We start from the raw sequence: 16,552 nt of genomic DNA on the forward strand, positions 1-16,552 counted from the left end.
ATTGGCGCACATTCGCCTTTGCAGGATATGCGCTATGTCAACGCCGCCTCGCCTCCCGGACACCTTCAACCGCCTCGCCTGGTCCAATCTCGCGGCGCAATCGGCCGAGCAGATTGCGCTCGCGGCAGCGCCCATCGTCGCCGTGCTGACGCTGGGGGTGGCCGAAGGCCAGACCGGCCTGCTGCAGACCGCGCTCACCCTGCCCTTCGTCCTGTTCGCCATCCCCGCCGGCGTGCTTGCAGACCGAATTTCCCGCCGCAGGCTGATGGCGAGCGCCGAGGCGCTGCGGGCGGTGGCGCTCGCGGCCGTCGTGCTGCTGCTCGCGCTGGGAGCCCTCAACCTGCCGCTGCTGGCCCTGCTCGGCTTCGCCGCCGTGTGCGGCACCGTGGTTTACAGCGTGGCCGCGCCGGCGCTGGTGCCCTCGCTGGTGAGCTCCAACCTGTTGCCGGCGGCGAATGCGCGCATCGAGCTGGCGCGCACCATCGCCTTCGCCAGCGGGCCTGCACTCGGCGGTGCGCTGGTTGGGTGGTGGGGCGCGAGCCCGGCGTTCGGCTTTGCCGCGGCGCTCTCGGCCATCGCGGTCGTGCTGCTCTCCGGCATCTACGAGCCCGCACGTGCGCCGGCGCCCCGGCGGCATCCGCTCCAAGAGATCCGCGAGGGCGCGGCCTTCGTGTTTCACCATCCGCTGCTGCGGCCGGTCTTCATCACCCAGTTCATCTTCAACACCGGCTGGTTCCTGCAGATCGCGGTGTTCGTGCCCTACGCCGTGCGCCATCTCGGTCTGAGCGCCGCCGGTGTCGGCACGGTGCTGACGATGTACGGCGTCGGCATGGTGATCGGCGCGCTCCTCGCCACGCGCGTGATGAAGCGCATCGCCTTTGGCACCGTGGTGGGGCTCGGCCCCGTCACCGGCTTTGTCGCCGCCTTGGTGATGGCGCTGACGGTGCTGGTCCCCTCGCCCTGGCTCGCGGGCTTGAGCTTCTTCCTGCTCGGCGTCGGCCCGATCCTATGGGTGATCTCGACCACGACGCTGCGCCAGTCCGTGACGCCGCCGCGCCTGCTCGGCCGCGTCTCCGCCATCAACATCATGAGCTACGGCGCCCGCCCGCTCGGTTCAGTGCTGGGCGCGCTCGTCGGCGGCCTCTGGAGCGCGGAGGCATGCCTCTATCTCGCCGCGGCGTTATTCGGCGTGCAGGCGCTGGTGATCCTGCTGTCACCGGCAGTGGGACTGGACCGGCAGCCAGACATGGTGGGAGATGAGGTGGCGGCGCGGTGCTGACCACAAGTGCATTGCGAGGAGCGTAGCGACGACGCAATCCAAGGTCCCTCCGTTGAGGGACCCTCGATTGCTTCGCTGCGCTCGCAATGACGGCGTCTGTTGAGGCCGCGGAGACTAACCCGCCAGATAGCGCTCGTAGCTGCCCCTGACCGGCTCGCTCGCGTCGACTTCCGGATCGAGCGTGTAGAGATCCTGCGCGCGGCCGATGCCGCGCAGCGCGTAGCGGCCGGTGGAGACGAGGTAGCGGCGGCCGGCGGCATCTAGGCCCTTGTAGAATTCGGACGAGGCCAAGAGCTCGCGATCCACCGAGCGGCTCATCGAGGCGATGCGGCTGACCTCGTTGACGGTCGGGCCGACCACGGTGAAATCAAGCCGGTCCTCGCTGCCGATATTGCCGTAGAAGACCTCGCCGACATGCAGGCCGATATAGGCTGACGTGGTCGGACGGCCCTCCGCCGCCCGCCGTTCGTTCAGCGCAGCGACATTCTTGCGGAACAGGTGCTCGGCGCGGAGCGCGGCCCGCCGCGCATCCGCCATGTCCTCGCCCCAGAACATCGCGAGCACGCCGTCGCCGATCAGCTTCAGTACGTCGCCGCCGGCTTCGTGGATCGGATCGATCACGGCCTGCGCATAGTCGTTGAGGAACGGGATGATCTCGTCGGGACCGATGCTCTCGCTGATGCCGGTCGAGCCGCGCAGGTCCGAATACCAAAGCACGGCATTGATGCGCTCGGTGACGCCGCGCGAGATGCGCCCGCGCAGCACCTGCTCGGAGGCGTCGCGGCCGAGATAGACCCGGCCGAGCGTGCGCGCGATGTCGACCTGCTGCGCCGACTTGATCGCGAGCCCCAACACCGGAACCAGATCGCGCAGCGCTTCCAGCTCCAGTCCGGAGAACCCGCTCGCGCGGCGGGTGGTCCAGCAGGAATAGAGGCAATCCATCAGGCCGAGCGCCCCGTTCTCGCCGAAGCGGTGGACGAAGGCGAGATAGTGCTTGTGGCCCTTCTCGGCGAGCTCGCCGATCTGCGAGAAATCCATCGACGGCGCATCGGCGAGATCGATCACCATCTCGTCGTGGCCATTCTCGAGCATGTGGAAGAACACCGAGCGGCGCCAGCTCTTGGCGGCGTCGCCGTCGGCGGTCGAGCCGTATTCGAAGGCATCGCTCTCGTTGCTGGGACGATCGCTCCAGCGGAAGCCGCGGCCTTCATAGATCGGATGCAGCGTGTCGATGACGACGAGGCCACGCGACAGTTCCAGCCCCTCGGCGCAGCAACGCTCGCAGAAGCCGCGGAGCAGTTCAATTTCAGGCAGGCCCGTGAGCCCCTGGCCGGTCAGCCAGTTCATCAGCGTAAGGCGCGAGGTCAATTGCATGCGCCATTATGGCGTGCATTCGTGACGAGCGGAAGCGGGGTATCTGCATACAACCCAAAGGCTCCCCGCGGGCAGCAGGTCGAATATGCCGCAGACGCGGTTGACGCGCTCTCGCCGCGAGCTGCAAATGCGCCGATGACACGGCCGATCAGAAATACGGGGACATGACCCGGCACCAGCTCCCGATCATCCTGGCGCTCGGCACCACGCAGACCCTCGCCTGGGCCTCCAGCTATTATCTACCGGCGCTACTCGCCGATCCCATGGGACGCGAGCTCGGTGTCTCCTCCAACTGGATCTTCGGTGCGTTTTCGGCCGCGCTGGTGATCTCCGCAATGCTGGGCCCGCGCATTGGACGGCAGATCGATCTCGTCGGCGGCCGTCAGGTGCTGTCGGCGTCCAACGTGACCATTGCCGCCGGCCTCGTGCTGCTTGGCATCTCGCAGTCGGTGATGGTGATGGCGATCGCCTGGCTGGTGCTCGGCATCGGCATGGCAATGGGGCTCTACGATGCCGCCTTCGCCGCTTTGGGGCGCATCTACGGCACCGAGGCGCGCAGGCCGATCACCGGCATCACGCTGATGGCGGGCTTCGCCTCCACCGTCGGCTGGCCGCTCACCGCCTGGGGCCTGTCGCATATCGGCTGGCGCGAAACCTGTTTTGCCTGGGCCGCCGCCAATATCCTGATCGGCCTGCCGCTCAATTTCTTCATGCTGCCGGTCATCAAGGGCGCCAAGCAGGCGGCAGCCGCGGCCGCGAAGCCGCATGTGCCGCTCGACCGCACCATGATGTTGCTGGCCTTCATCTTCGCGGCGGTCTGGACTGTCACCGGCGCGATGGCCGCGCATTTCCCGCGCATCCTGGAAACGATGGGGGCAACGCCAGCCGAGGCGATCGCGGCCGGCGCATTGATCGGGCCGGCGCAAGTTGGTGCCCGCATGCTGGAGGCCGGCTTCCTCAGCCGTTTCCATCCGCTGTGGTCGACGCGGCTCGCCAGCCTCACCCACCCGCTCGGCGCCGTGATCGTTGCGATTTTCGGTGGCGCTGCGGCGAGCGCGTTCGCGTTGTTCCACGGCTCCGGCAACGGCATTCTGACGATCGCCCGCGGCACCCTGCCGCTGTCGATCTTCGGCCCGAAGGATTTCGGCTATCGCCTCGGCATCATCGGCGCGCCGGCACGGATGGCGCAGGCGGTGGCGCCGCTCGCCTTTGGCCTGCTCATCGACCTCATGGGCGCCAAGGTGCTGATCGTCTCATCCGCGCTCAGCCTCTCGGCGCTGGCCGCGCTGTTCCTGATCCGCGCCGGCCGGCGGCCGGATTGACCAGACCTGAGCTTTCGCGCACAAGCGGGCCATGAGCGACGACGACAGCCCGCCCCGCACGTTTAACGGCCTCCTGCGCTGGGCGACCAGGCCGCCGCAGGCCTGGGGCGTTTATCTGCTCGCGATTCTCCTGGTCTGGCTGATCTCGTTCTATGCCGGCACGCTGAAACCGAAGAAGACGCCGGAGGCGAGCCCGCCGACAGCAACCGCGCCGAAGGGCTAAGCCACCTTCGACTCGCTGGTCGCAATCCCGATGCCGGCGAACACTGCGACCAGCCCCGCTAGAAGATTGGGCGTGATCGGCTCGCCGATCAGCAGCGCCGCCAACAGAGCGGCGGCGATCGGATTGACCGTCATCGGTCTGGCGACCCTGGTCGGCGTCGCCCGCGCCAGCGCCATGACCCAGAGGATGAAGGCGAGCGCGCCGCCGCCGATGCCGAGATAAACGCCGGCAATCCATTGCGCCGCCGTGAAGTGCTCGAGCGCTGCAAAGCTGCCTTTCGCCAACCCCGCCAGCACCAGTACGACGGCGCCCACGCCCATGCCGACGGTGAGAAAACCGAGCGCGCTCGAGCGCTGCATCAGCGGTCGCGACAGCACGTTGTAGAACGCCATGCAGAACACCGCACCGGTCATGATCAACTCGCCGCGCCATGCGCCCGGTGGGCTTTGCGCGAGGCCAGCCGCCAGCGCCGCCGACACGCCGAGCACAGCGATACCCACGCCCGTCATCTTGCGCGCCGTCAATCGCTCCACGCCGAGGACTGCGCCCACCAACATGGTGTGCAGCGGCAGCGTCGCGAGCGCGAGACTGGCGCGGGCGGCCGTCGTGTAGGACAGCGCAATGTTGTAGAGGGTGAAGAACAAGCCGAAGAAGCAGATGCCGAGCAGCGCCACGGCGGGCCAGTCCGGCCGCTGCGGCCAGCGCACGCGGAGCAGAAACGCGCAAGGCAACAGGCAGAGAAAGCCGATCCCCCAACGCAGGGCCGCGAGCAGGACGGGATCGGCGCCGCCGACGAGGTAGCGGGTGACGGCCGCGGCAGTCCCGCCGAAGCTGCTCGAGACAAGCGCGATCGTAACTCCGCCCCACTCGCCCACGACCTTCTCCTGTCACGGAGCTTTCGCGGGCCCTAGCATGATGCTGTTGCCACCCTTGTGGCAGCGGCCTCAGGGAAAGGTCAGTCGGTAAAACTCCGGCGCCATCCTCTGGCTGTCGCGCTGGGCGGTTGTCGTGGTTGATCCAGAGCTGCGCCTTCTCCTTGGCGAGCGTGTCTGCGATCTTCTGCATCGAGGCCGGCGGCGGCCGGAAGCTTGCCCCGACCGGATGCCCTTCCAGCTGGCGCGCTCTTCGCCCACATCACGGCGGATAGAGATCGCCATCACCTCGCTTCTCGTCCGGAGGGCTGGCTGGAGCATCGTGCACCGTCAACGGTCGCCGATCCGCAACCAATCGCGCCAGCTGCGGCGCGGCGGCACTGGTACCGATGAGCCGAAACACCACGCCGCTTCGATTGCCCCCGGCACGTACACCCTGCAGAGCATCTGACTCGTCGCAGAACAGCGCATAGTCGGGACCAACTCGCCGTGGGAGCGGCCCGGTTCGTGCGGGGCCCGCCGACGAATAAGGCGACTTGCGTTTCGGCGCCGACAGAATGTAGCCGCCGGCCACCTGCACACCCGCGACGCGGTCCGTACCGATCCCGTTGAGGGTGCCCAGGCGAGAAACAAGCGAGCCGGTCTTGTCAAATTCCCCACCGGCATACGTGCAGCCGGCCTCGGCCGCGCGGCCCGCCTCCCATCCGGCGTCGATGAAGTACGAACGCTTCGCACCCGTGCGCATGTTCATGTTCGGATCGGTACGTGCCACATAGGCATGAACCTCGCTCCCCAACTCGATGCCCTCCACCTTGATCTTCCAATTCCCATGCTCGGGCACCATGCCGGCTCCCGCGATGGTGGGCTCGACCGCAATCAGCCACACCCTGTTGTCACCCCAGTCAACGGGGGCATACGCACCGGTATAGGGCGGAAGCGCCGGTGCAGCGGGCGGCGGGGGTGGGGGACCGGGAGGCGCTGGACCGGCAGTCGACGAGGAGCTACGACCGCCGGGCGAGGTGAGCGTAACAATGACATTGTCCGTGCAGTTCTTCTTCATCCAGACTTCGGCAAAGCAGAGCACGGTATTGTCGGGGGGAAGGCGCCACGTCCATTCGACATGGTCGGGCTCTGCCATGGTTTGCCTGACGAAATGGATGTGCCCATCGCTCAGATAGTTGTTGCCGGCAGGCAGGAAGACGTCGAGCTTTGGACTTACGGAAACGCCGTCATAGTGGGTGACAAGCTCCCTCAGCTTGCCCTCGAGCTCCGACGTGCCGTTGTGAGGTCCGGTTGTCGGCCCGTAGCTGACATTGATCACCACGTTCGTTGTGCCAGAATCGACAAATGACATGATGTAATCGACTGCATCGGCGACGTAACCCTTCAGCCAGACGCCGGTCGCGTCACGAAGGCAGCTCTCGGGAAACTGCACGAACACGATATCTGCTTCGCAAGCGGGATCGGTCAGGGGATCTCCGGGCTGCCAACTTGGCGGATCGCGGCGCGCGATGCGTGCCGAGAGCGGAATGCGTCCGGCGAGGACATCCATTACATGTGCACCATGCGAGGCCTGATGGTTGAGGGTCTTGAAACCTCCACGCGCGTAGCAGCCATCCTCGTCGATCGTGTTTGCCCTCTTGTGCAACTGGATCCAGTCGTTGAGCCCAACCACGCCGGATATGGAGTCTCGAAGGAACTCGAGGCCGTAATTGAAATCGAACGGCTTCTCGCCAAAGACGTCGGCACCTACCGGGATCGGGACTCGGCCTGCGTGCTCGTTCTGATCCCAGACACCGCGCACGCGTGTCCCGGATGCGACACCCGCGATCCTTTTGACAAACTGAGCGGCCGCGAACGGACAGCCATCGTCGATCACGCCGATGAGGAGAGGTGTCGGTGGTTGTTCGCTCGCGGACCTGTTGCGCTGCGCACCCTTTTGTATGGCCGTCGGCTTCAACGGGAGGGACAGCTCGACCCGGGATACGTTGTCGTCCCACGCCCGGAAACTGTCCTTCTCGACAGCCCTTATGTAAGCCCGCATGGTCAGATATCGCGAGTTCGGGCTGGTCAGCCCGAATTCGGCGCCGAAGTCACTAGGACTCATGGCTCTCACAAAATTATCGGCCAGCCCGACGTGCTTAAGCTCCACGAACAGGAATAGCTTGGACTCCTGCTTGTCGAAAAAATCGAAGTTCTTAAATTCGCTCGCGATTGCGTACCGGAGGTACGGGTCGAAGCATCTCGGCAATTCCTCGGCCATGGAATGCTCTCCACTTCGGTTGCAGGGACGTGTTTCCTACGGAAATCTTGTCGAAACTTCGTAGTAGGCCTTGTCCCATAGTTCCTTCATCAGGAGGGACTGCGTAACAGTCCCTCCTGTGGTTTCCGAATAGAACTTGTTGGCATTGAGCGCCTGGTCAGCATGGAAGGGATTGAAATCCGTGCGAGAGTTACTGTCGGCGTGGCTGGCGTTGAATTTGCGGCTCTTGGTTGCCGTGCTCCCGAGACAACGGCCGACGAAGTACTCGCCCAAGGCGATACCCAGCATCCGCCCTGCCATGCTGTCGACTGGAAAATGGACTCCGGCCACGACCCGATTGGTTGCGATTCGTGCGGCCTGCCGGTCGAGCTGCTCGACGATCTCCGGGAATCCGGATGTCGTCTTGTGCAGGCTCAATAGCCGTTTCAGCACGTAGGCTACCGCGTAAGCCTGCGTCGCATGTCCGCTCGGGAAACTTCCGTGTCCCGGCGTCGTGATCATCGGCTGAACCTGGGCGTTGTATTCCACGGGACGCGAGCACCCCAGCGCATGCTTGAAGCGCATTTCCACGTAAACGCAGAATTGCAGGACCATGTTGATGAGCTCGAATGTCCGCCTGGTCCTCTCGGGATGCAGGTAGACGATCGAGGACCAGAAGGCATACTGGGGATCGATCTGCGCCATGATTTCTGTGGCGCGTTCGTTGCGCAGCTCGGCCCAGCTCACGACCATCTCAATCTGGTCTTGAAACGTCGATTGGACCGGACGCCCTAACTCCGCAATCACGTATGCGGGCGAGCGAACCAGGAATGCGTTCGGATCGGCGCCCGACACCTGAAGGGTGATGCCCTGCAGCATCTCCCCGACCGCTGTGTAGGCGCGCACCCACGGCTCCCAGCGATCCAATTGGGCTGGGTCTTCGATCGCCGGCAAGGCCGGCGCGTAGTAGTAAAAATACGGAGAGGTCGGTCGCTCCGGAACAACGATTGTCCCTTCGCGAGCGCGGATGAGTGCATCCACCATGATGGGATTGGCCCAGACGTCGCCGAGCGTGCCAATTATCGCCCCACCGGCCCCTCCAGCGCCGCCCGCTCCGCCTGCACCTCCTGCCCCCCCTGCGCCGCCGGCTCCGCCAGCACCACCTGCGCCGCCTGCTCCTCCCGCCCCGCCTAGTTGAGCCATTGCCTGCCTCCTTATGAAAACAAGTCGGTATGAGGTTAGTCAGCCTGTCGTCGGTAGTCCTGCCACTTCGAGGCAGCGAGCCCAGTGCCTGCCTGTTTCGAGATCCGCATTGGGGAGGCGCCCGATGTATCGATCTAGGGTCAAATGCGGCTCGAGCTCGCGCATCTTGCCCAAGGCTTCGCGGGCCTCCGCGACCCGTCCTTGCGAAACGAGTGCGATAGCGAGGACCCGCCACGTAGACGGATGCATGCGATTGAGAATGAGAGATGAGCGCGCGAGCTCTTCCGCCTCGTCGTATCGATGCGCCGATAGAAGCGCCGTGGCGCCCAGGGACTCGAAATAATACCGCTGCGGATCGAGCGGGGAGAGTTTCAGAGCGCGCCGCGTTGCGTCCACGGCTGCCTCGCCGTCGCCTTTGAAGGCGTCGACGGTGCCCCGGTAGAGCCAGCCCAACGCGTGGCTGGGGTTGGCATCGACGGCCTGCTCGCACCGCTTTCGGGCAGCGTCCAGGTCCTTCAACATGTGACAATAGACGAAGCCTTCGGTCGCAAGCGCAAGCGCGTCGGACGGGTCACGGTCGAGCGCCGCGCGAGTGGCGCTCAAGGCCTCGGCGGCCTCGCGTTTGCGGTCCTCGGACCAGCCGCGCGTCATGCGCAGGATGTACCAGTTGGCGAGCCAGGCGCGCGGGGCAGCTATTCGGCCGTGGCGATTGATCAGTTCCTCCAGCACCGTCCGGGTCTGGAGAAACTCCTCCCTGCTCGACCGGTGCATCAGGCGGATGCTGCCAAGCAGCAGCGAGTAGCTTTCTAGCGTCGGTAACGGCTGGGTCAGGATATGCTCGACCTCGGCATCGAAGACCGACAGATGCACTGCAGCGGCGATGCGGTGAGCCAGTTCGCTCTCCGGCTGCAGCAGATCGCCGATATTGCCGCTCAGGCGGTCGGTCCAGACGACTTGATTGGTTCGCGCCGCGGACAGCTCCGCCGTCACCAGAATCCGGTCCGCATCGACCACATAGCTGCCGCTGAGAATGTAGGTGGCACCGAGATGCGCCGATACTTCCGCCACATCGCTGACCCTGCCGCGAAATATGTTGGTCGACAGACGCGAGATCACCTTGAGGTTCGCCGATCTGGAGAGGCACCAGATCACGCTGTCCGCGATCAGGTTACCAACGTCGAGATGCTCCTCCGCGTCCTTGCGCGCGTCGAAGGGGATGACGGCGATCGTCGGCTCCATGGGAGTTCCATAGTCTCGCCGAGCTGCGAGGCTTGGGTGTGGACTGGCCGGACCAACGCGGTAGGCGCGAACCGGCTTGTCAAAGTGCTTGAGGATACAGTCGCCCAAATCTTCGCACAGCGCATCCACTCCGTGCGTCAGCTCGTCGCGCGCCGCAGCGCTGCCAATCGTCTCCCCCGGACTGGCCAGGCTGGCAAGAGCTGTCGCCAGTTGCTCATGCGCGGCCTCGCTGGCGATGGTTTCACCGGGACCGGCAAGAGTTGCGAGCCGGGCTGCGAGGTTGATGCCGGTGCCATAGATGTCAGTGCCGTCACTCCAGGCGGTGGAGGAGTTGATCCCCGCACGAAGCTGGAAGTGTTGATCTTCAGGCCGCCCGGTGTTCTGAACGGCGATACTCCGGTGCATTTCGGCGGCGGCATTGACGGCATCACGCACGGATTCGAAGCGGGCCATGAGCCCGTCTCCGAGGCTCTTCACGAGGCCGCCGCGATAACGCGGCAGAATTTGGCCGGTGGCAAGTTGGACGAAGTCGGTCCATCGACGCACCGCGGACGCCTCATGCTCCCGCATCAGACGCACGGACTCGACGAGGTCGACCAAGAGGACCACGGTGTCCTGCTGCACGAGGCCCATTGCTCGTCTCTCCGAAGCCCGGCCTCCGCTGACCGAGCTCTCAGGTGAATGGCCCTTAAGGCCGGTACTGCTTCACTACCTTGATGTTGACCGGACCTTGCCCGGCAGTTGCGAACTCAGCGCACGCACGTCCTCATCGAGCGCACGTCAATCCATACTGCGCAGCTGGCCGCTCGGTTATGAACCAGATCACGATTTGCGAAACGCCCGGGTGGGTCGCAATCGCGACAACTCAAAATGAAAACGCAAACTTCTTCTCGTCATGCGCGAAGTCACGTTCACTCACCGCTAATGCGGGCAGGTCTCGACCTCGACCGTGACGTGGCTGAGGCCCTTCAGCCCGGCGAGCCGCCGCTTGTAGACGGCCGGCTGCTTCGGCTTGTCCGACACCACCGAGAGCAGCACGGCACAATGGCCGGGGCCGACCTGCCAGAGATGCAGGTCGGTGACGCGATCCTCACCGACCTCCATGCGGGCGCGGATCACCCGCTCCAGCTTCTCGTCGGCGCGCACGTCGAGCAGCACCGCACCCGATGATTTGATCAGGCCGAATGCCCAGCTCGCGATCACGGCGCTGCCGATCAGACCCACCGCCGGGTCGGCCCAGACCCAGCCGGAATACATGGCAAGGCCGAGCGCTGCGATCGCCAGCACCGAGGTTGCGGCATCGGTCATGACATGGACATAGGCCGCGCGGAGGTTGTTGTCGTGCTGATGGTGGTGATGATCGCGCTCGTGGTCATGCTCGGCGTGGTCATCATGCGCATGGCCATGGCCGTGGTGATGATCGTGGCTGTCGCGCAGCAGCCACACGCTGGCGAGATTGACGCCCAAGCCGAGAGCAGCCACGGCCATGGCCTCGCCGTAGACGATCGGCACCGGATTGACCAAGCGCAGCACGCTCTCATAGGCGATCTCGACCGCGATCAGGCCGAGGATGATCGCGCTGGCGAAGGCGGCAAGATCGCCGAACTTGCCGGTGCCGAAGGTGAAATGCGCATTCCCCAGATGCCGCCGCGCGAAGCGATAGGCGAAGGCGGCAATGCCGAGCGCCGCCGCATGGGTGCCCATGTGCCAGCCGTCGGCGAGCAGCGCCATCGAACCGAACAGCGAGCCGGCGACGATCTCGCCGACCATCATGACCAGCGTCAGCACGACCACGAACCAGGTGCGGCGCTCGTTGTCGTCGTGCTTCTCGCCCAGGAAGGCGTGGTCATGGGTCCATTGTTCGATGGAATGGGAATGCATCGAATTCTCCAGAAGATTCAGCTCTGTTGGCCTCCAATATAGACGGCAGGCACCAATTTTCTAAGGACCAATCGTCCCGCGGATTGACAGTGCTTCTTAGTTTCGCTGTAATCTGCGCCATGGGGATTTGAGCGATCTCCCCACGAGGCGACAGGCCCAAGCATCGCGTCCCGTTTGGTTCTCGAGGACGCATCATGTCTACATTCACGACCATCTCATCCGACAAAATGGCACGGCTGATCGGCACGGCGAATGCGCCTGTTCTGATCGATGTGCGCACCGAGCAGGATTTCGCCGCCGACCGGCGGCTGATTCCCGGCTCCATCAAGCTCGGCCACGACAACGTGGCGGACTGGGGCGGCGCCTTCGCCGGCCGCCGCGCCGTAGTCTCCTGCCTCCGCGGCGAGAAGCTCGCGCAAGGCACCGCGGCCTGGTTACGCCAGCTCGGCGCGCAGGCCGAAACGCTGGAGGGCGGCTTCGAGGGCTGGAAGGCGGCCAAGCTGCCGCTGGTCGACGCCCGCAAGCTGCCGCCGCGCGATGCCAAGGGGCGCACCGTCTGGGTGACGCGGGCGCGGCCGAAGGTCGACCGCATCGCCTGCCCGTGGCTGATCCGCCGCTTCGTCGATCCGGGCGCAGTGTTCCTCTATGTCGCGCCGTCCGAGGTGGTCGCCGTCGGCGAGCGGTTCGGCGCAGCGCCCTTCGACATCGAGAACGTGTTCTGGAGCCACCGCGGCGAGCTCTGCACCTTCGACGTGATGATCGAGGAGTTCGGCATCGCGACCGCGCCCCTGCTGCGTCTCGCGACGCTGGTGCGGGGCGCCGACACCGCGCGACCCGACCTCGCGCAGGAGGCGCCCGGCCTGCTCGCGGCCTCGCTCGGGCTGTCGCGCATGTATGACGACGACCTCGAGCAGCTCGAGGCCGGCATGCTGCTCTATGATGCCTTCTACCGCTGGTGCCGCGACGCCACCACCGAGACTCACAACTGGCCGACCAACAAGGTGAAGGCGTAATGGACGTTCGCGCCGATCAAGCGGGAGCTGGTGCCGGTCACGGCATCAGCTTCAAGGAAGCTTTTCGCGTCTGGCTCCGTGTCGCCTGCCTGAGCTTTGGCGGCCCCGCGGGCCAGATCGCGGTGATGCACCGCATCCTGGTCGAGGAGAAGAAGTGGATCTCCGAAGGCCGTTTCCTGCACGCACTGAACTATTGCATGCTGCTGCCGGGACCTGAGGCGCAGCAGCTCGCGACCTATGTCGGCTGGCTGATGCATCGCACCGCCGGCGGGCTGATGGCGGGCGGGCTGTTCATCCTGCCCGGCATCATCGCCATCATGGGCCTCAGCTACATCTATGCCGCCTTCGGCAATGTCAGCTTCGTCGAGGCGCTGTTCTTCGGGCTCAAGGCGGCCGTGCTCGCCATCGTCGTCGAGGCGGTAGTGCGCGTCGGCAAGCGCGCGCTGAAGAACCGCATCATGATCGCGCTCGCGGCCGCGGCCTTCGTCGCCATCTTCTTCTTCGCGGTCCCCTTCCCGATCATCATCATCGCCGCCGGCCTCATCGGTTATGCCGGCGCCCGAAGCGGCCGTCCGGAATTCGCGCCGGCCGGTCACGCCCATGGCGGCGGCGCCGCGATCGACAGCATGCTCGGCGAGGCCGTGCCCGATCACGTCCGGCCCAACACGGCGCGCGCGATCCGCGTCGGTGCACTGTGGCTGGCGCTTTGGCTGGTGCCGGTGATAGCGCTGCTGATCGCCTTCGGCCAGGCCAACGTATTCAGCCAGATCGCGCTGTTCTTCTCGAAGATGGCGCTGGTCACGTTCGGCGGCGCCTATGCGGTGCTGGCCTATGTCGCCCAGCAGGCGGTCGAGCATTATCATTGGCTCAAGCCGCATGAGATGCTCGACGGTCTCGGCATGGCCGAGACCACGCCGGGCCCGCTGATCATGGTGCTGCAATTCGTGGGCTTCATGGCGGCCTATCGCGACCCTAGCGGCCTGTCGCCGATGCTCGCGGCCACGCTCGGCGGCCTGCTCGCGACCTGGGTCACCTTCACGCCCTGCTTCCTCTGGATCTTCGTCGGCGCGCCCTACATCGAGCGGCTGCGCGGCAACGCGGGCCTCGCCGGCGCGCTCAGCGCGATCACCGCCGCCGTGGTCGGCGTGATACTCAACCTGTCGATTTGGTTCGCGCTGCACATCCTGTTCCGCGAGACCGTGCCGGTGCATGCGTTTCCGCTGAACTTCGACATGCCGGTGCTGAGGAGCGTCGACGTGCCGGCGCTGGTGCTGGCGATCGCGGCGGCCACCGCGATCTTCCGGTTCAAGCTCGGCATGCTGACGGTGCTGGCGGGCAGCTGCGCGGCGGGCGTGGCGTTGCGGATGGCCGGGGTGATCTGATGCCAGGGACGTGACTAATCGTGAGTCCAGGATGAGTTGGAACGCCGCGGCCGAACGCCACCTAGGCAGGGGGCGTTTGGAGAAACAGCGATGCGTTTCCTTCTGGTTTTCAGTTTTCTGATCACCTTGGTCGGCGCTGCCGACGCCGCACAGGCGCGTCATCCACACCGGCGGCACGCGATTGTCCATTCCGGTCAGGGTATGGTCCCGTCCGGTCCAGCTTCGGGCTTCGCCTACGCGCCGCCGCCGGAAACCTCAGCTTATCCTGGCGCCACTGAACCTTATTTCGGCGCTTCTCAAGGTTATGCGCCCGGCGAAAAGGAGCGGTTTCTTCGCAGCTTGTTCAGTCCATAGACCCCGTTCCACCTTGGGCCGGCTCGCTGATGCCGCGGGAAAGCTGCTGAGTCGAACCCTGCAGCCTTCCCTTATTCACGTCGTAAGCGCCGACGTTTGTTAGCGTCGGGTTGGATCGTTTGTGCCGCCCGGACGGATGGTCTGAGGACCGCCCTGGCCGGAACCCGCGCCACTGCCGCCGCCGGCGCCTACGCTGGATCCCGTCGAACTGCCGGTACCTGCATCGCCCGCTCCCGTTCCACCCGCCGCGCCGCTCGTTCCGCCGCTGGTTCCTCCGGCCCCGGCGCTAGCGCCCGCACCCGCGCCGCCCGCTCCACCTGCGCCGGCCCCGCCTCCGGCACCTCCGCCCGCCTGCGCATGGGCGAACCCGATCGACGCGCCGGCAAGCAACGCACACATGGCGACTGAGAAGATTGTCTTTCGCATTGTTCAAACTCCGATTGACGATGACATGCCAATCGAAGCCGCGCGCAAACGTTCCTGATGATATTCATCGGAGGCTTTCAACATTGGTAGGAACGATGTCGCGCAACGTTGAATTGAATCTGGTCCCGCCACTCGCCCATCTTCCGCGACGCGCGCGTGACTCAACACAATGCGCCTTGAATCCCGGCTGCCGGCTACCGCATCATCATCCGCGAGATCGCTTCCCCGATCACCACCGTCGTGAAATGCGTGTTGGCGCGGCAATCGGACGGCATGATCGAGGCGTCGGCTACACGCAGGCCGCCGATTCCTTTCACGGTGCCGTCGGGGTTGACCACGCCATCCGGGTCGTCCAAGCCGCTCATACGGCAGCTGCCGGCGGCATGCTGGATGTCGCCCGTCTCGCGGCGCAGCACCGCTTCGAGCTCGTGATCGGGCAGGCTGGCGGCCTGCGGCAGCGTCAAATCCGTGTCAGCGAGCCTGATCCAGTCGGCGATGCCTGACAGCGCCGGCTGCAACGTGATGACCGCGAGGCGTTTCACCGCATCGATCATGCGCAGCATGTCGCGCGGATCTGCCAGCATGTTCTCCTCGACGACCGGATCGATTGCAGGATCGGTCGAGGCCAGCTTGAGCGTCCCGCGCGAATAGGCGTTGAACAGCCCCGCGCCGATCGCTCCGGGGTTCCCGATGCCGCGATGATTGAAGGCGATCAGGATCATGTCGCGCTTGCCGCCATTGGCGAGGCCCGAGGAATAGGTCACGCAGCAATTGGTGTGGCGCGTATCGGGATCAGTAGGGCGAAGCTCCTCCCGGAGCTGTATGGTGGCGCGAAACAGCGGGTGATCGAAGAAATGGCGGCCGACCGGCAGATCGCGCTCGACCGCGATCCCCATCGCCTTCAACTCCTCAGCCGGCCCGATGCCCGAGCGCAGCAGGATCGCCGGACTGTGGATGGCGCCGGCGCACAGCACGATCTGACGTGCGCTGATCTCGTCGGTGCCCTGCCCCTGGATATGGACGCGGACACCCGTTGCCCGTCCGTCGCTGATCAGCACACGATCGACCAGCGCATGCCCGCGGATCTCCAGATTGGCGCGCCCGCGCGCGGGCTCGAGATAGCCCTCGTTGGTGGTGATGCGGCGCAAGTCGCGGCTGTTGATGGGGTAGCACGCAACGCCCTCGCCGTCCGGGCCATTGACGTCGGCGCACCAGGGATAGCCGCTCGCAAGTGCCGCATCGCGCAAGCCGCGGTCGATCGGACCCCACTTTTGCAAAGGCGCGCGGTAGACCGGCAGTGGCCCGCCGCGGCCGTGGCCCTCGACATCGCCGAATTCCAGATCGTCCTCGATCACCGAAAACAGCGGCATCACCTCTTTCGCCGACCAGCCGGTGCAGCCATTGGCCGCCCATTCGTCGAACGCATCGGCAACGCCGCGGATCGCGATCTGGCCGTTCATCATCGACGAGCCGCCGAGCCCCTTGCCGCGCCAGTAGAAGCGCGGCTCCTGCCCAGCGACGCGGCGCGTCAGAAGATCGGGCCATTGCCATTTCTCCTGGTACTCGCGCTTGTGGATGATCGGGATCGGATTCGGCGTCCGCACCTCCCAGGGCGCCTCGTCGGCGCGCCAGTCGAGCCCCGCCTCGAGCAGCAGGACGCGCCGTGCGGGATCTTCGGAGAGCCGTGCGGCAACTGCGGCGCCGGCGGAGCCGCCGCCGACAACAATGACATCGTGCATCGC

General features: G+C 65.5%; 13 protein-coding genes. 6 read left to right on the top strand and 7 right to left on the bottom strand.

All coding sequences use genetic code 11. From position 1 onward, the window contains the following. The first annotated feature begins 34 nt into the window (after positions 1-34). Positions 35-1,279 carry an MFS transporter gene (locus I6F16_RS22005; protein WP_225113060.1) on the top strand — a complete coding sequence of 415 codons (1,245 nt, stop codon included), beginning with the start codon at positions 35-37 and terminating at the stop codon, positions 1,277-1,279. A 114-nt stretch (positions 1,280-1,393) separates the two neighbouring features. Here the strand turns inward: I6F16_RS22005 and I6F16_RS22010 are convergent, their stop codons facing one another. After that, on the bottom strand, positions 1,394-2,653 hold the full coding sequence (locus tag I6F16_RS22010; RefSeq protein WP_036014983.1) for an adenylate/guanylate cyclase domain-containing protein: 1,260 nt from the start codon (positions 2,651-2,653) through the stop codon (positions 1,394-1,396). Between the two features lie 164 nt (positions 2,654-2,817). Between I6F16_RS22010 and I6F16_RS22015 the strand changes: the two genes are divergently transcribed. Further along, positions 2,818-3,975 (top strand): MFS transporter, encoded by a 1,158-nt coding sequence (locus I6F16_RS22015; protein ID WP_225113059.1) that lies wholly within the window; start codon positions 2,818-2,820, stop codon positions 3,973-3,975. Positions 3,976-4,006: 31 nt separating this feature from the next. Continuing rightward, complete coding sequence (locus tag I6F16_RS22020) at positions 4,007-4,198, top strand: hypothetical protein (protein WP_225113058.1); 192 nt, start codon at positions 4,007-4,009, stop codon at positions 4,196-4,198. Here the strand turns inward: I6F16_RS22020 and I6F16_RS22025 are convergent. The 5 genes from I6F16_RS22025 to dmeF form a co-directional block, all read right to left on the bottom strand. Next, entirely contained in the window at positions 4,195-5,073 is an 879-nt protein-coding gene (locus I6F16_RS22025; protein ID WP_225113057.1) for a DMT family transporter, read from the bottom strand. The two genes, I6F16_RS22020 and I6F16_RS22025, sit on opposite strands and share 4 nt — an antisense overlap. 259 nt (positions 5,074-5,332) lie before the next feature. Further along, positions 5,333-7,333, bottom strand: coding sequence for a hypothetical protein (locus I6F16_RS22030; RefSeq protein ID WP_225173990.1), 2,001 nt, complete (start codon positions 7,331-7,333; stop codon positions 5,333-5,335). Positions 7,334-7,369: 36 nt separating this feature from the next. After that, positions 7,370-8,515, bottom strand: coding sequence for a phosphatase PAP2 family protein (locus tag I6F16_RS22035; protein WP_225173991.1), 1,146 nt, complete (start codon positions 8,513-8,515; stop codon positions 7,370-7,372). 39 nt (positions 8,516-8,554) lie between these two features. Beyond that, positions 8,555-10,387, bottom strand: coding sequence for a tetratricopeptide repeat protein (locus tag I6F16_RS22040; protein WP_036014989.1), 1,833 nt, complete (start codon positions 10,385-10,387; stop codon positions 8,555-8,557). A gap of 288 nt (positions 10,388-10,675) precedes the next feature. Then, a complete protein-coding gene (dmeF, locus tag I6F16_RS22045) occupies positions 10,676-11,635 on the bottom strand; it encodes a CDF family Co(II)/Ni(II) efflux transporter DmeF (RefSeq protein WP_225113875.1) in 960 nt (319 codons plus the stop codon). A gap of 194 nt (positions 11,636-11,829) precedes the next feature. Here dmeF and I6F16_RS22050 point away from each other — a divergent pair, with 194 nt between their 5' ends. The 3 genes from I6F16_RS22050 (at position 11,830) to I6F16_RS22060 (ending at position 14,384) form a co-directional block, all read left to right on the top strand. Beyond that, on the top strand, positions 11,830-12,648 hold the full coding sequence (locus I6F16_RS22050) for a chromate resistance protein ChrB domain-containing protein (protein WP_225113874.1): 819 nt from the start codon (positions 11,830-11,832) through the stop codon (positions 12,646-12,648). After that, the gene (chrA, locus tag I6F16_RS22055; protein ID WP_225113873.1) at positions 12,648-14,030 is read left to right on the top strand and encodes a chromate efflux transporter; all 1,383 of its coding nucleotides are present in this window, start codon (positions 12,648-12,650) and stop codon (positions 14,028-14,030) included. Before I6F16_RS22050 ends, chrA begins: the two co-directional genes overlap by 1 nt. A 90-nt stretch (positions 14,031-14,120) precedes the next feature. After that, positions 14,121-14,384, top strand: a complete 264-nt coding sequence (locus tag I6F16_RS22060; RefSeq protein ID WP_146207726.1) for a hypothetical protein — start codon at positions 14,121-14,123, stop codon at positions 14,382-14,384. A gap of 620 nt (positions 14,385-15,004) precedes the next feature. On the opposite strand, the gene I6F16_RS22065 is transcribed toward I6F16_RS22060, so the two are convergent. Next, positions 15,005-16,549, bottom strand: coding sequence for a GMC family oxidoreductase N-terminal domain-containing protein (locus I6F16_RS22065; RefSeq protein WP_225113872.1), 1,545 nt, complete (start codon positions 16,547-16,549; stop codon positions 15,005-15,007). Between the last annotated feature and the right edge of the window lie 3 nt (positions 16,550-16,552).

Origin of the sequence: Bradyrhizobium sp. IC4060, assembly GCF_020193715.1 — a bacterium.
GTDB classification, from domain to species: Bacteria; Pseudomonadota; Alphaproteobacteria; order Rhizobiales; family Xanthobacteraceae; genus Bradyrhizobium; species Bradyrhizobium yuanmingense.

Coding starts and splice junctions, on each gene's coding strand:
- I6F16_RS22030 (WP_225173990.1), bottom strand. CDS start 7,333: ATGGCCGAGGAATTGCCGAGATGCTTCGACCCGTACCTCCGGTACGCA.
- I6F16_RS22005 (WP_225113060.1), top strand. CDS start 35: ATGTCAACGCCGCCTCGCCTCCCGGACACCTTCAACCGCCTCGCCTGG.
- I6F16_RS22035 (WP_225173991.1), bottom strand. CDS start 8,515: ATGGCTCAACTAGGCGGGGCGGGAGGAGCAGGCGGCGCAGGTGGTGCT.
- I6F16_RS22060 (WP_146207726.1), top strand. CDS start 14,121: ATGCGTTTCCTTCTGGTTTTCAGTTTTCTGATCACCTTGGTCGGCGCT.
- I6F16_RS22040 (WP_036014989.1), bottom strand. CDS start 10,387: ATGGGCCTCGTGCAGCAGGACACCGTGGTCCTCTTGGTCGACCTCGTC.
- dmeF (WP_225113875.1), bottom strand. CDS start 11,635: ATGCATTCCCATTCCATCGAACAATGGACCCATGACCACGCCTTCCTG.
- I6F16_RS22020 (WP_225113058.1), top strand. CDS start 4,007: ATGAGCGACGACGACAGCCCGCCCCGCACGTTTAACGGCCTCCTGCGC.
- I6F16_RS22010 (WP_036014983.1), bottom strand. CDS start 2,653: ATGCAATTGACCTCGCGCCTTACGCTGATGAACTGGCTGACCGGCCAG.
- I6F16_RS22065 (WP_225113872.1), bottom strand. CDS start 16,549: ATGCACGATGTCATTGTTGTCGGCGGCGGCTCCGCCGGCGCCGCAGTT.
- I6F16_RS22050 (WP_225113874.1), top strand. CDS start 11,830: ATGTCTACATTCACGACCATCTCATCCGACAAAATGGCACGGCTGATC.
- I6F16_RS22015 (WP_225113059.1), top strand. CDS start 2,818: ATGACCCGGCACCAGCTCCCGATCATCCTGGCGCTCGGCACCACGCAG.
- chrA (WP_225113873.1), top strand. CDS start 12,648: ATGGACGTTCGCGCCGATCAAGCGGGAGCTGGTGCCGGTCACGGCATC.